The sequence below is a fragment of the Paenibacillus sp. D51F genome (assembly GCF_053345695.1).
This window is the reverse complement of record NZ_JBKFAO010000002.1, coordinates 530839-545809: the sequence shown is the minus strand read 5'-3', so window position 1 is coordinate 545809 and position 14971 is coordinate 530839. Positions and strand designations below refer to the sequence as shown.

Annotated in this window: 11 protein-coding genes; 1 reads left to right on the top strand and 10 read right to left on the bottom strand. The window is 42.8% G+C overall.

From position 1 onward, the window contains the following. The first annotated feature begins 53 nt into the window (after positions 1 to 53). Positions 54 to 1145, top strand: coding sequence for a threonine aldolase family protein (locus tag ACLBWT_RS06185; RefSeq protein WP_447662155.1), 1092 nt, complete (start codon positions 54 to 56; stop codon positions 1143 to 1145). Between the two features lie 1018 nt (positions 1146 to 2163). On the opposite strand, the gene ACLBWT_RS06180 is transcribed toward ACLBWT_RS06185, so the two are convergent. The 10 genes from ACLBWT_RS06180 to ACLBWT_RS06135 all read right to left on the bottom strand — a co-directional run bounded on the left by ACLBWT_RS06180 (position 2164) and on the right by ACLBWT_RS06135 (position 14948). Further along, positions 2164 to 2880: a glycosyltransferase family 2 protein gene (locus ACLBWT_RS06180; RefSeq protein ID WP_447662154.1), complete on the bottom strand. Its 717-nt coding sequence runs from the start codon at positions 2878 to 2880 to the stop codon at positions 2164 to 2166. A 220-nt stretch (positions 2881 to 3100) separates the two neighbouring features. Continuing rightward, positions 3101 to 3553, bottom strand: a complete 453-nt coding sequence (locus tag ACLBWT_RS06175) for a VOC family protein (RefSeq protein WP_447662153.1) — start codon at positions 3551 to 3553, stop codon at positions 3101 to 3103. A gap of 779 nt (positions 3554 to 4332) precedes the next feature. Further along, a complete protein-coding gene (locus ACLBWT_RS06170; protein ID WP_447662152.1) occupies positions 4333 to 4758 on the bottom strand; it encodes an NUDIX hydrolase in 426 nt (141 codons plus the stop codon). Positions 4759 to 5351: 593 nt separating this feature from the next. After that, positions 5352 to 5873, bottom strand: coding sequence for a GNAT family N-acetyltransferase (locus tag ACLBWT_RS06165; protein WP_447662151.1), 522 nt, complete (start codon positions 5871 to 5873; stop codon positions 5352 to 5354). Between the two features lie 259 nt (positions 5874 to 6132). Further along, positions 6133 to 6684, bottom strand: a complete 552-nt coding sequence (locus tag ACLBWT_RS06160) for a DJ-1/PfpI family protein (protein WP_447662262.1) — start codon at positions 6682 to 6684, stop codon at positions 6133 to 6135. Positions 6685 to 6836: 152 nt separating this feature from the next. Then, entirely contained in the window at positions 6837 to 7271 is a 435-nt protein-coding gene (locus tag ACLBWT_RS06155) for a GNAT family N-acetyltransferase (protein ID WP_447662150.1), read from the bottom strand. Positions 7272 to 8572: 1301 nt separating this feature from the next. Beyond that, positions 8573 to 9463: a HEPN domain-containing protein gene (locus tag ACLBWT_RS06150; RefSeq protein ID WP_447662149.1), complete on the bottom strand. Its 891-nt coding sequence runs from the start codon at positions 9461 to 9463 to the stop codon at positions 8573 to 8575. 667 nt (positions 9464 to 10130) lie between these two features. Continuing rightward, positions 10131 to 11009, bottom strand: a complete 879-nt coding sequence (locus ACLBWT_RS06145; protein WP_447662148.1) for a hypothetical protein — start codon at positions 11007 to 11009, stop codon at positions 10131 to 10133. Positions 11010 to 11321: 312 nt separating this feature from the next. Next, positions 11322 to 11924, bottom strand: coding sequence for a dihydrofolate reductase family protein (locus ACLBWT_RS06140; RefSeq protein WP_447662147.1), 603 nt, complete (start codon positions 11922 to 11924; stop codon positions 11322 to 11324). 2724 nt (positions 11925 to 14648) lie between these two features. Further along, complete coding sequence (locus ACLBWT_RS06135; RefSeq protein WP_447662261.1) at positions 14649 to 14948, bottom strand: tyrosine-type recombinase/integrase; 300 nt, start codon at positions 14946 to 14948, stop codon at positions 14649 to 14651. Positions 14949 to 14971: the final 23 nt, after the last annotated feature.

Sequence of the window (14971 nt, the reverse complement as noted above, 5' to 3'; positions counted from 1 at the left end):
CTCCCCTTTCTGATATACCAGCATAGAGGGTATACGGAAGGGGAGAGTGCAGGATGAAGAAAGAATCCGCTTTGGAGTTAAGCTATCAGGAGGCCGACTATCTGATTATCGGGCATGGTCCGCGCTCCATGCAGGTGCTGATGGATGCTTTCGAGCAGGCAGATGGATCACGGTTCAGCGATATGTACGGAAGAGGAGAAGTCATCGAAGCGTTCGAGGCGAAGATGGCGAAGCTGCTGGGCAAGGAAGCGGCCGTATTTTTCCCGAGCGGCACGATGGCTCAGCAGATCGCCCTTCGAATCTGGTGCGACCGCCGCGGCTTCCGCACGGCGGCCTATCACCCGCTATGCCACCTGGAAATCCATGAGGAGAGGGGACTGCATGAGCTGCATGGGATTCGGTCGATCCTTCTGGGCGATCCGGATCGATTGATCACGCTGGAGGATATCCAGGCGGTCCGGGAGGAGATCGGTTGCCTGCTTCTGGAACTGCCGCAGCGCGAGATCGGGGGCCAGCTGCCTTCCTATGAAGAGCTGCAGGCGATATCCGCCTGGTGCAGGGAGCAGGGCATTCCGATCCATCTGGACGGGGCGCGCCTGTTCGAGATCGTGCCTTATTACGGCCGTTCGGAAGCCGAGATCTGCAGCCTTTTCGACAGTGTCTATGTATCCTTCTACAAGGGAGTCGGCGGCATCGCAGGCGCCATTCTGGCTGGGGATGCCGATCTGGCGCAGCAATCGAAGGTGTGGAAAAGACGCCATGGAGGGGATTTGGTCAGCCTTTACCCGTACATCGTCAGCTCGGAGCATTATCTGGACCAGCGTCTGCCGCTGATGGAGACGTACCTGAACGGAGCCCGCGATCTCAGCTCCCGCTTCAACCGCTGCAGCCGCATGCGCACCGTGCCGGAGCAGCCGGTATCCAACATGTTCCATCTGCATCTGGACCTTCCCATGGAGCAAGCATCCGCTCTGCTGGAACAGACGGCGAAGGAGACCGGAGTCGCTTTCCTGCCTTATCTGAAGGAGACTTCCCCGGACTCCTGTGCCGGAGAGATTCATATCGGCGACCGTTACGCCCGCATCCCGGCGGAGAAGCTGGATCAGGCGTTCAAGCTTCTGGAGGAGCTGGCCGGACAAGCTTGATGCCGGTGATGCGTCTCTCTTTCAAAGGGCAGCTGCGCAAGCTTCCTTTTTAGAATCAGGGATCGATGACGCGAAAAAGAGCCGTTCTCTTCCAGAGAGAACGGCTCTTTTTTGTTAACGCAACAATAGGTGATGGCATCAACGATAGTTCAATATCTGATTTACATTCCGATAAACATATTTCTGCTGAAGGGACCCCAGTTTGCTCCCCCGTAACCCGATCTTCCCTCCAAGTTAACAAAACAAGGAAGCACAACGTATAGGACCCCCGTCATTGCATTTACTCTAAAAGTCATGACAAATCTCGTTTTCGAATTGTCCACAGGCGAAATCATTCCCATATCAGGACGTATTAGATTAGCTGGCGAAATTGCTTCGCCCATCCCAACGCTTGCAATTCCAACGGGCCCCACATTGCTTCTAATCCAGTAATTGGAGATATTTGTTGCCGATGCTAAATCAGTCCGCTGATCGTACATAAGCAATATTTGATTTGGAGCAATTTGTCTAGCCTCCAGAAGTGTGGGATGTGGCATCATCTGTCGGTCGTCCGTAACCGTCGGTAACCCCCAATAAGGTTCGCCAGCATAAGCATATTGGGGCATGAGTGAGTTAATCATTAATCATCCTCCATTTCAATTGAGATAGTCAATTGTCATGGATTAATATATGTAGCCCATGTGTACTTTGTTAAGAAATTCATCACGGTCATATCTCATATCCGACCAAATGTGCCTCATGTAAGTTCACCTTGAATGACTTGCTTTACCATGTGGTCGTCATTGACTGGCTGCACGTGATGGATACCACGCATGAACAGCCATGAATAAAAGTGTCACGGCTATCGTTTCCTCATGAGTGATCTCCTCTTAGATTTTACCAGCCTATCTACTCTTACAAATGATCTTTCTTCTGCTGAAAGAACTCCCATTTCTATAGATAAGAAGCCTTCCGCAACTCCCGGAATCGGGATGCGAAAGGTTCTTGTTAAAAGCAAACTCGAATTTCAGGCCAAGCCTTATCCCGGCATGCCGGCAAGGCGCTGTCTCAGCATCGGAGCATAATACGCTCGCATGGATTCAAATTCGTTCGCGACCTGCTGGCCCTTCTGGATCGTTCCCATAACCGCGTGGCGCCGGTACAGGGTAAGCGGTTCATTCAAGAAGTGCATGCCGACGCCGTTGAGCGCGATCCGGACCCAAAGGTCGTAATCATGGGTATAGGGCAGGCCGGTATTGAACCAGCCGACCGCTCCTGCCAGATGCTTGAGCATCATGACCGTGCAGCCGTTGATCGGGCAATAGTCGAGCATGGAGGAGACAAACGCCTTTTTCGTCGGGAACTTCATCGTGGAGCAGTACTGCGTAATCTGGTTGGAAGCGTTGATGGTGTGATAGTCGGTGAAGCTGAACTGCGCTCTCTTCTCTTCCATGAAGGAAACCTGATTTACGATCTTGTCGCGTACGAATACGTCATCCGAGCTGAGCCATGAGATATAGCGTCCTGCCGCTTGCTGCATGCCGTAATTCAGCGCGCTGGCGGTTCCTCCGTTGCTCTTCTGCAAGTAAACAATCCGCGAACGGTAGGGGTCCAGCAGATGCTGATGCATCGTGGAGCCGTCATCGACGACGATCACCTCGATGTTGCTGTAGCTTTGTCCCAGCACGCTGGCTACGGCCTGGCCGATAAAGGGACAATTGTAAAACGGAATTACGACCGTAACGGACGGCAGCACGGGCCCTTCACTCCCTCATATGGATCTTTGAGGCAGTGTATGGCGAAGTGTAATGAGGGGGAAGGGCATGTACCCGGCGGCAGTTGCACAATCTGTCTTCTTTCTGGAGCCGTCGGTCGGATCGGCTCCTCCGTCGCCGTAGGGAAGCGAAGGTGTGTCTTGGCCGGACCTTGCAATCTACAGAGACTTCAGTAAAGTCTTTCTATAAACCGTCCCTTACTTATTTGTTACCGAGTTGTTCCGCCAAACCGATTAGAAGTCCTTCAATTCCACGAATGTAGCAGAGCCGATAAGAGTCCTCGTACTGAACCACTTCGCCAACGAGCTGAGCACCATACTTACTGAGTCTGGATACTATTTCGTCAATGTCCTGAACTGTAAACATGACGCGTAGATAACCGAGAGAGTTTACAGGAGCAGTCCGGTGATCTGATATAGTAGGTGGGGTGAGAAATCTCGAAAGTTCAAGTCGGCTGTGACCATCTGGGGTAACCATCATAGCAATCTCTACGCACTGAGAACCTAATCCGGTGACGCGACCAGCCCATTCACCTTCAACATTGGCTCGCCCTTCGAGGCTCAAGCCAATCTCCTCGAAAAAAGAGATTGCGTTATCAAGGGATTCTACAACGATGCCGACATTGTCCATTCTTATTAATTTGTTTTTTGTCATCGTTTTATCTCCTCGCGTATTTGATGGAGCGTTTGATCCAACAAAATAAACATTCGGAAATTCCTCTTGATGATGAGCCTACTACTTCAGACGACTTGACCACAATTACATCTGCTCACGATGCCATGGAAAAAGGCGAGCTCATCAATCTAAAGGATATCGAACATGAATTACGAAGTTAAATTATCACTTCGGTCATGATTCCCTGATTCCAATATTCTTTTGATATAATATATATCCTATTTCTGCACTTCGATTCTTATTGTCCCAATTAATAAAACTGCAACTTCCAATAATTCTACTGGTTTCTCTATGTTCAATTCCCCAAGGGCCAACTTTCTGTACGCTATATCGATGTGTAAATGAAGTCTAAAAATGCTTTAGTATCTTCTATGCCTTTGTGAACATCCCAAACAGTGTACGGAGACACTTCTGTATAGTACAGTAGCTTGAAATGTCATCAAGGTCTGAATATGTAATTTGCCTTAAAATAGTCTAATCTGTATTTAAGATAGGGAAAGGAAGAAACCGATCTTCAATATTCATCCTGTGCTTCCCCCAAAACATAGATCTTGCTCGGGTTTCAGCTAACGTACCGTATTCACGACGCCGAGAGGCTTAAGGTCGCAAAGTGACCGTGTCCGACAGGACTTAGCATCGCAGGTGTGTTCGCCTGATACCGCTTCCTCGAGAATCCTCGGGCAGACCGAGGGTCGACGAAGTCGGCCCGATGCGTGAATACATTGTTAGATGATGCCTGCGGCTTCTTTGCCATACCCTCAAATATTTGTTTTATCCATAAATTCAATGCAAAATGGTTGCACTTCCGGTTTTAAACAGTACTCTATTCTTTCTCTAAAATTTTTCCATTTGACCTTATCCAGCGCTTCTTCAATTGGAAAGAAACCAGATTCTAGGCTCTCGGCTGTTTGGATTAACTCTCCACCGATTGGCCTTGCTAAAAATAATGTGTTACAGATTGAATTGCCAACGTTTTGAAATATCCCACAAAACCTAATGATTTCTATATCTATTCCTGACTCTTCTTTCGTTTCTCGAATTGCAGCCTGACTTAATGACTCTCCCACTTCTACTTGCCCTCCAGGCATCTCCCAGCCTCTTCTTGGTCCTTTAATAAGTAACAATTCATTTTGATCATTTATTACAATTGCAGCTGCGGAAATGATATGTTTTGGAGGATTCATCTTTTTGCTCCTCAAATTATAGTAATTTTGAACTTTAACGTTCTTCGCAGGCTTCATCTAACGTCTCTTGGATCCCTGAACCCGAGAGGCTTAAGCTACATGTACGAGTAGAGCGAAGCGACTTGTACGCCGGGTCGAAGACTTAGCCTCAAAGGGTTGTCTGGCTGGAGCTACTTCCATGATTTTACTATGGCCAGACCGAGGGCGAAAGCACGAAGAAGGGATATAGTGTTATCCGTCGCCTTTAACTTCCTGAGTTCGTTACATCAAATCCTTAAGTCTTATCGATTTTGAATTTGAAGTGACAGAAGGGGGAGGACCGCGATGGAGAAGAGGGGGCTTGCTGGCTGGTTATCGCGGCTATAACTCTTGGTGAATAATCTTTATATTGTCTTTTAAGGTCTTATCAAAGCTGTCGGATAACGTTCCTCGTATTCCCGAACCCGAGAACCTTAAGCCCCAACGGGGCGGCCGCGATGCGGTTAGGTTCGCAGGGTTGTCCGCCTGATCCCACTTCTTCGAAATGCCTTGGGCGGACCAAGGAGCCGTAAGGCTCCACCGTGTGAACATGTGAAGTTAATGCCTTCCTCGAGTTACTCAAAAAATGCCCTTGGATACTTAAGTTCGCCTTTAATATCGCTTAGCGCATTCTCCTTTACCTCACAAACCATAAACACTTCATCCGGAACATCAAATTGCTTTAATTCCAATCCGAATGCCCGAGCTGGTTTGAATCCAAACTTAGGATAGTAAGTAGGGTGCCCGATCAACATTACAATATAATAACCAAGCTCGTTACATCTCCTTAAGCCTTCTGCAATTAAGTGTTTACCAATTCCTTGTTTTTGATGATCTGGTTTAACAGCAATTGGTGCTAATACAATCACCGTTTGCTTTTTTTCTTCGTTTCTTACTTCTGCCTTGCTCATTAATAGATGTCCCACTATTTCTTTTTCAAGCTCTGCAACAATTGAGAGTTGTGGTACAAAATATTCGGACTTTCTGATTCGTCCTACTAAGCTTGCTTCATCTTCTCGATTTCCAAAAGCTTGAAAATTAACTTCTCTGACTTGATCGTAATCATCTTCAGTTTCGGTTCGAATGATAATTGACATGAATGACACCCCTGTTGTTGATGTTTTTTACAGCATTAATTTCACCTAACGTTCTTGTGTTCACGACGTCCAACTCCCTTAAACCCAAAGGGCTGACGCCATGCGGTTAGGGAGTTGGATGTGTCCGGTTGAATCTACTTCCCTGCTAATGCCAATTATTTCTCCGAATCCTCATCTAACTCCTGCAGAATGGCCCGAAGCGTGAACATGGTGTTATGCGTAGTTTACTGTCTTCTCTGAAATACAAATTTTAAATTATTTATTGATTTCCTTTATACCAATTGGGATCAAAATCTAAATTTAATAATTTCCCAAGTCTATTTCCAAATTCAATAAATCCTCTTCCTCGTGCAGTCAATATATTCCCATCCTGTACTACTAAATCAGTAGAATAATTCTCTTCATTGAATATTCCTGTTTGTTTCCGATCTTCTTCATACATTCCAATGGTATACTTTCGATTCTTTAACAGCCCTGCCCTTGCCAATAAATATGGAGAACTTGAAATTGCTGCAATTATGAGCTCTTTATTACTATCTGCACATCTTCTAATAAAATCTATTAAATCATTATTATCGTACAGAGTTGTTATATCCATACAACCAGGTAACAAAATGCTATCCAATGCTTCAATATCTACATCATAGATTGTGCTATCAGTAATACACTTCAAATCAGATTCACCGATAATGGGATCAGAAGTTATTCCTATTGTAATTATCGGGTGGTTTCCTTGCTTTAAAATTGATAATGCAACTGTTAATTCATACTCGCTAAATAAAGGAAATATAATTACTCCAGTTTTTTTCATATTCCTCACTGAATAATCATCCTTAATAATATTATTTATGGTCTTATACGGTCTCATCAAGGTGTCGGATAACGTCATCACATTCACGAACCCCCACCGACTTAGATAGCTCTTATCTTAGTCGTAGAATGATTCATCCCTCTTTTGTCTGATTAATACTCCAGTTTATAAACGACTTCCCCATCTATCACTCTGCCATCTAATTCAAATCCTAATTTTTCATATAATTGTTTTGCCCAAACATTCTCTGGTTCAAAGCTTATGTATATGACCCGATGTTGTGTATCTTCTTTAATCCTTTCAATGAGCATCTCCATAGCAACCTTCCCGTAGCCTCTTGACTGATGCTTAGTATCTATCATTAACCGATAAATCCAATATTCATGATCCTCTTCATCTATACAATACATCGTAAATCCCACTAGAACATCATCGTGATAAATTGCCAAGCAAACACATTCTGGGAATGCCTTAGCCTGTGCCAACGAAAATAAATTTGTCGCTACAAACTCACTTTGTTCGTCAGCTACTCTCAGCTTAATGACATCAAAAAAATTGTTTCTATCTATTTCCTTAAGTTCGATCATAAATACTCCCCCTATCTCATATACCAATTTTGGCTAATTTACTCTCCTCCGGCTTCTAGAAGGTACTCACCATTTCTTAGTTACCTCTATCTCTCAGCATTTTCCGATAACGTCTTGTGTGTTCACGGCGTCCATTTTCCGAACCGTCCGATAGGGGAGAGGTAGCGGATGGGCTGCAGCTCACACTTCTCCGAATTGCCTCTGCAGACTGAGGGCGAATGCCCAATGAGTGAACACGGTGTTATGGGTTGTCGGGGCCTTCCTTGAATATATCCTTCATAAGCATTGTAGAGCCCTGTAGTCTTTTAGCTTTATTGTGTTGGTTTATAGCCCTGTAACTTTTGTCTATTCGCTTTTTATAGTCTATGTCTTCTTGATTATTTATTGTTTGTAGGTCTATACCGGTTTGCCCCGATTACCTATAACGTTGTTGTATTCACGAACCCGAGAGGCTTAAGTGACCGAAGGGAACGGGTCGCAGACTTAGCCTCGCAGGTGTTATCCGGCTGAGTTTACCATCGACACTTTTACATCGATCCGGACCAAGGGAGTGAGCCCGTCGGGTGAATTAAAGTGTTATGCGTTACTTCCGGCTTCCTGATTTACCCTCGCTTTTCTATATAGCTCTTTAGTCTGTTTGGCTCTTTAATCTGTATAACTCATTAATATTATAGTTCTTCGGTTTATAGTGCTTATAGAGTCGTTGGAAGTTACACATAACGTAGAGCATATGCTCTATGCGTGAATTAGTAAAATGTGCTTTTCCTGTCTTCATGAAATACTATCCGATCTTTCTATATTTCTTTTTCATATTTTATTTCTCGATTATTACTAAAGATAACGATGCGTTATGTCCACTGCTCATTGGTTTTTGACTTACGACTTTCCATCCTTCTGTTAGCAGCTGATTTAGTTCATCAAGATTGTTTTTCTTGTCAGTAAAAAAATATATGATGATTGCCTTTTGCACTTATTCCATCTCCATTTCATTATTTTACAGTGTTATGAGTTTTTCTGGCCTCCTGATTTATCCTCGCTCTTGTATCTGTATAACTCTTTGATATGTATAGCTCTTCGGATTTTATATAGTCTCATAGATCCTTGGAAGTTACGCATAACGTTCCCGTATTCACGACGCCCCACCACCTTAAGGACCCGTCAGGGTCTGGCCGCGATGCGGTTAGGTGGTGCGGGTGTGTTGCCTGACTCCGCTTCCCTGTCAATCTCCCCGGGCGGACCAAGGGACGGCGCTAGCAGTCCGCTGCGTGAAATATTATGTAAGACGACGTACTTCGCTTACATTACAGGCTATCATAGTATCTAATTAATTCTTTACAGTAACCTTCTCCGCATGTACCATTAATGCCTATACTATTAAGTTTCTTTCTTAAAGCGAGCTCTCTATTGGTATTTGGAAGCTGTCCTTGAATATTGTGATAGTAAAAAAGCACCTCATAACTTCCAATATGATTGTTTACCAGTTGATTATCTATTTCATAAACAATATCACTAATAATCTGCATATATTTTTTCAATGAATCCAGGCTCAATTTATCCATATCTAATATTTGGGTAATCCCTCTCTCTTGTGCTTTTTCTATTTCTCTTCCAAATGCATGTGCGACATTATTTCTTAATTTCCTCATTCGTTCTAGTTGCTTCGTATTGTTTACAATTATTTGAGGAACGGTTCCAAAAACTTCTCTAAAAGCTGCTATTCTTTGTGACCAATCGCCCTTGGTGATTTTTTCCGCTACATGCTTAAAATCAAAAGTAAATCTGCTATTAGATTTAACTATCTTCATACCATCAATAATTTTAGAAGTTTTAAAGTGAAGACCAGGGTCTGACTCTAAGGAAAGCATAACAATTGACGATAAATACACTTCAAAATATGACAACAATGCGACAAGTGAATTTAACCTCGTCCAGTTATCAAACTCTTTAATACTTTTATTCCAATCTTCCAATTTGTTTTCGACTCTATGAGAATCTGTTCCTGAAAGATGTAGTAATTGACTGGTAGTACTTGCAGTCTTCAACTTCTCGTTTTGTCGATACAAATAGTTGCAATATGAGGATGTTGGAACATATGACCAGTACATAGAATTTAATAAGGTATGATGTTGTTTAAATATTCTTAACACCCATGAATTTCCTGTTCTATTTCCCCATCTTTCGAATTCTGGCATTTTCTTTCCTCCAAGTTCTTGAAGTATGTCGTCTAACGTATCTTGTATCCCTGAACCTGAGAGGCTTAAGCTACATGTACGAGTAGAGCGAAGCGACTTGTACGCCGGATCGAAGACTTACCCTCACAGGGTTGTCTGGCTGGAACTACTTCCATGATTTTACTACGGCCAGACCAAGGGCGAAAGCCCGAAGCAGGGATATAATGTTATCCGTCGCCTTTAGCTTCCTGAGTTCCTCACATCAAATCCTTAAGTCTTATTGTGTTTGAAGTTTTATAGTGTTTTAAATCTTCGTTCCATAAGGGGCTTAATTCGGGTGTTGCATACTAGAATCTTAGGTCTATAAGTGATTTCGTATAGTCTTTATCTCCACGATTTTGTTGACGTGTCAAGAAGTTGAAATGAAAGAAGGGGGAGGACTGATAGGGAAGAGGTAGTCTTTATATCGTCTTATACGGACTCATCAAGGTGCGGATAACGTCTCTTGTATTCACGAATACGAGAGGCTTAAGTGACCGAAGGGCTCAGCCTTAGCCTCGCAGGTGTTGTCCGCTGAACTAACCTTTGGCTTTTCTACATCGGTCCGGACCAAGGGCGTATGCCCGCATCGAGAATATGGTGTTATAAAATATCCCCGCCTTTTTTGAATAAACCAAATGTCACTTTACTAATTTATATTTATTAAATGCAATTTCTCACTAATTTCTATTACTTCATTCCATTCTGAAGAGTCAGGTTCTTTAATTGGTAAAAACATTAAATATGAAGTATATCCCAACTCAAATAATGGTTTATCGGACTCCAAGAAATAAGGAAAAGAAACACACGCTAGAATACCTAAGACCTGGTTCGTTCTTCGCCCAAAATAACTTGCTAGAAAGTCTTCTCTTAAGATACTTTGTATTATTTCATTTGCTTTTCTAATCGTTCTATCTGCATCTTTTACAGTAATTATTTCATTTGAATCCATAAAAAACTTGTCTAAAGACAGCGCAATGAATCCATAATTATCTGATGACTTTAATTGCCTTTCAGCTTTTTCGATATTGACCTGAATTCCATTCTTGCTTATTAATCTTTTAGCTGCGACAGAGTACTTTTTACCTCTGTACTCAAATACAAAATCAGGTTCAGTTAATTCCACTTGAAAGCCTGAATGCTCAAATATTGAACTTAAATTGTATTGGAACTGGTAATTCCAGGGTTTTGGATCTTTACCTTCTAATATTCCACCACTAAAAATGTTTACTATTTCATCCCTTACCTTCTTGTCCGTTGTTGATAATATTGTATTTGATTCTGAGATTCTAACTAACTCCCAATAGTCTTTGTAGCCGAATAGCAACTCTTCTTGTGCTGATTTACATAACGAATAATCCTGGCTACTGATAGACTGTAAATATAAATTATTAAACTTGTTCTTATACAACTCAAATCGACAACTAAGGTCAACCTTATATCCCGAATTTCGTAGTCTATTTAACGAATTCTCAATAACTATCGGAACTTTCAAGACGCTTTGATTTATACCGAAGCTAAAGTTCAATTGATCACCTTCGTCTTGTTAATTAGTTTTTCCGGGGATTTCTTATAACGTTGATGTATTCCCGACGCCCACCACCTTAAAGGAACGGTGGTGCGGGTGTGTCGCTTGAACTTACTTCCCCGTCTATGCCTCTGGCGACCAAGGGAGTGTTAGCGACCGCTGCGGGAATATGGTGTTAGAGGATGTTGCTGCTTCCTCGATTAGCTCACAAATAGTTTTTAAGCTCTTTAATTTGTTCAATAGTGTTTTTACTTTTCTTCAGTTGAACTAGAAACATTCCAATATGTCTAATAGTCATCCGTCGGCATCCTACTACATGTTGCGGAAAGTCGGTTTTCCCGCAGTCTCGTAGCGCAATAGAACCGAGCCGCTCGGAAAAGTTCTGGATTCAAGCAATTGCAGGGCCGTCGGTATCGTTCCGGAATCAAAGAACCGTTTTCCCTTTCCGAGCAATACAGGAAACTGCCAGATGTTCATGCGGTCAATTAGCTCATGACGCAGCAATGTCTGGATCAGGTCGCTGCTGCCGGCGACGTGCATCTCTTCATACCTCTCCTTCAACAATGGCACACTTGTAGTCACATCTGCATCGAGCAGCTTTGAGTTGTTCCAATCGACGCTCATTAATGTGCGGGATGCGACATATTTCGGTTTCTCGTTCAACAGTTTGGTGAACGGGTTGCTGGCCGGAGCCTGCTGCCAGTACGGCGCGAAGATTTCGTACGTTTTGCGACCGAGCAACAGCGCGTCGAGCCTCGCATAATCAGCCGCTATCAGTTGTCCGGACTCCGCATCGACATACGGTGTCTGCCAGCCGCCATAGCCGAAACCGCCCTCGCGATCTTCATCGATCCTTCCCGGAGCTTGTATAACGCCATCCAACGTCATGAACATATGCACAACCAGTTTTCCCATGTTCCTTTTCATCCTTTCAAAATATAATCTCGCTCTCATTCATATCTACGAACGACGAGAACAGCCCATCGTATTTTCCATTTGAGTATTTTACCCATGCTTCCCATCCAAGAATTGCCCAGTTTTTAAATGTAATTATGTCAATTGCTTCATGGACAACATCATAGTTTAAAAACTATCTCTTTTTTTGATAACGATTTACCCATTAGATCAACTGGTAATAAATCAACATCATTCAACTGATTCTTGCTCCTTTAGATTATACTTCTGTGTTATTGATGGTTTTTCGGTAATTTCCTCTAACGTCTCTTGTATCCCTGAACCTGAGAGGCTTAAGCTACATGTACGAGTAGAGCGAAGCGATTTGTATGCCGGGTCGAAGAGTTAGCCTCACAGGGTTGTCTGGCTGGAACTACTTCCATGATTTTACTACGGCCAGACCGAGGGCGAAAGCCCGAAGCAGGGATATAGTGTTATCCCATCGCCAATAACTTCCTGAGTTCCTTACATCAAATCCTTAAGTCTTATCGTGTTTGAAGTTTTATAGTGTTTTAAATCTTCGTTCCATAAGGGCTTAATTCGGGTGTTGCATTCTAGAATCATAGGTATATAAGTGATTTCGTATAATTTTTATCTCCACGAATTTGTTATCGTGTCAAGAAGTTGAAGTGACAGAAGGGGAGATCGCGATGAGGAAGAGGGGGGACTGCTGGCTGGTTATCGCTGCTAATAGCTCTAGGTGTATAACCTTTATATTGTCCTTTAAGGTCTTATTAAAGGTGTCGGATAACGTTCTTATATTCACGATCCTGAGAGCCTTAAACGACCGTAGGGAGTGGGTCGAAGACTTAGGCTCGCAGTGGTTGTTCGGCTGATTCTGCTTCTTGGCTTCTTAACTTGGGTCCGGACCAAGGGCGTCAGACCGTAGCGTGAATACGCTGTTATGTGATGTTGATTCCTTCTTCGATTATGCTTGATACATAGTTATTGTCATTCCGTTTTCACCCATTATGTTATTGCCGATTTCAACAATAATTTCCTTGTCCTTATATAATTCTTTTAATCTTAATTCCCAGAAGAATTTTAATATATTCCCGAATTCAGTTAGAATTCTTTCGTTATTTACTGATTTATTATCCGTTAAAAAAAGAAGTCATATAAGGACCAACTATTTATGAATTGCTCAATTTGTTTCCTATCCTTATTAAACTGCACTTCAAGATTTTCAATATTATTATTGTAGAAATTATAAATAAATATATACTCATTTATCTCCACTATTTCTGGCCAAAGAACGCTTGCCACTGATATATGTTGTTCAATATTACAGGTATTTGCAGCGTTATTCATTAAGGAAATACCCATAATGTTTTTGAATTCTTTAAGAATTTCATTGGTTGAAATACTTTTGTGTACTTTAATACGATTTCCTTCTTTCTTGATTAGGAAGGTTATTTATATGTTTATATACTTGATCAATTTCACATAACGTTCTTGTATTCACGAGCCCGAAAGCCTTAAGTGACCGAAGGGAACGGGTCGTCAGACTTAGGCTTGCAGGGTTGGACGGCTGATTCCGCTTCATGGCTTCTTAACTTCGGCCGGACCAAGGAGCGTCAGCTCCGCAGCGTGAATACGCTGTTATAAGATGGGAATGCCTTAATGAATTAACTAGGAAGAGATCTTTATATTTATATATAGTTTTTTTAACAGTAATCCAACCCATAATGTTATACTGGGAATAAAATTTATTAAAAATAGTTTTAATGGAACATGACTAGAATTCGAGTATACTAAAAAAGAAAAACTATTATATATTGAATACAGTAACCAAATTAACTCCTCCATATATTCAAATCCGCCAGAATATTTATTATTTAACACATTATAATTTATTGAACTATAAAAACAAAAAATCCATATAAATAGTCCAATCATTAAAATCAATGATACTGAAAACAAATCATATATTTTAGATTTACTGTTCCTTAACATGTAAAAACCTATAGTTATATAAACTATCATTAAGACAAACAGGATTATAATTTTTGTAACAAACTTACCAACATTAAATAACAAGGGGATCCCGATTATTTGCAATACTATGTGCAGTAATAATGAAATAGCATTATTGCGGACTAGTTCTGTTTTTTTCAATTATTGCATCCCTTTCTTATAACATCTTATTCCTGAACTTCGTTAAAACTTGTCTAATCCGGGTGTTTCTGTACTCATACGTCTAAACTCGCATAAGCGCAGTGTTTGCGAACCAGCTGCTTGCTAAAATTGTTATTTCCAAAGCTGGAACACAGGAAAGGGAGGAGCATCTTTTACCGCCTTAAAAACAGAATATATATAATTCGTCCCGTTACCGGCATTACTGACTGAGCGGAGAATGGACGTCATATTTCCCCGGTGGTAGGTACCGTCATTAACGACGGCTGGACAATTTCAGCAATAGTGTTTCGGAACTCCTGCCCGACTGAACTGTGGTAGAGGACAACCTTCTCTATATTCTCGACGCCAGTCAGGAATTGGCGCATGTCCTCGTGCAAGCCATACTTCTTCTGCGGCAGCGAGGTGGCTCCGCATTTCCGCCAGGCTGGAGTAGCCCAGACGGACTTCCGCGGTCTCGGAGAGCAACGTTCTCAGATGCTCCAGCACTCGCGTATTTGCCCAGGCATTGTACTCGTAATCGGATTGTTTTGAGCTTCAAGCTAACCTTTACTCATCCAGCCCGATTCCGTCCAAAGGACTTTGAATTCGCCGCACGTCCCGAATGCACATGCGTGTACCTCTCCGTAGTCCAGCGTACCTCTCCGTAGTCCAGCGGCTCTGATGGCCGAGCAGCTCCTGGATGTAGCGGAGGGCGGTCCCGTTCTCGATCAGATGGGTGGCGAAAGAGTGGCGGAGGGAGTGGACGCTGACCGGCTTGCGAATGCCTGCGCGGTCCCGGGTCTGCTCGAACACTTTTTGTACGCTCCGCTCGGTAAGGTGCTGGCGCCCGTTTTGCCCGGGAAACAGCCATTCGTCGGGCCGATCGGAGG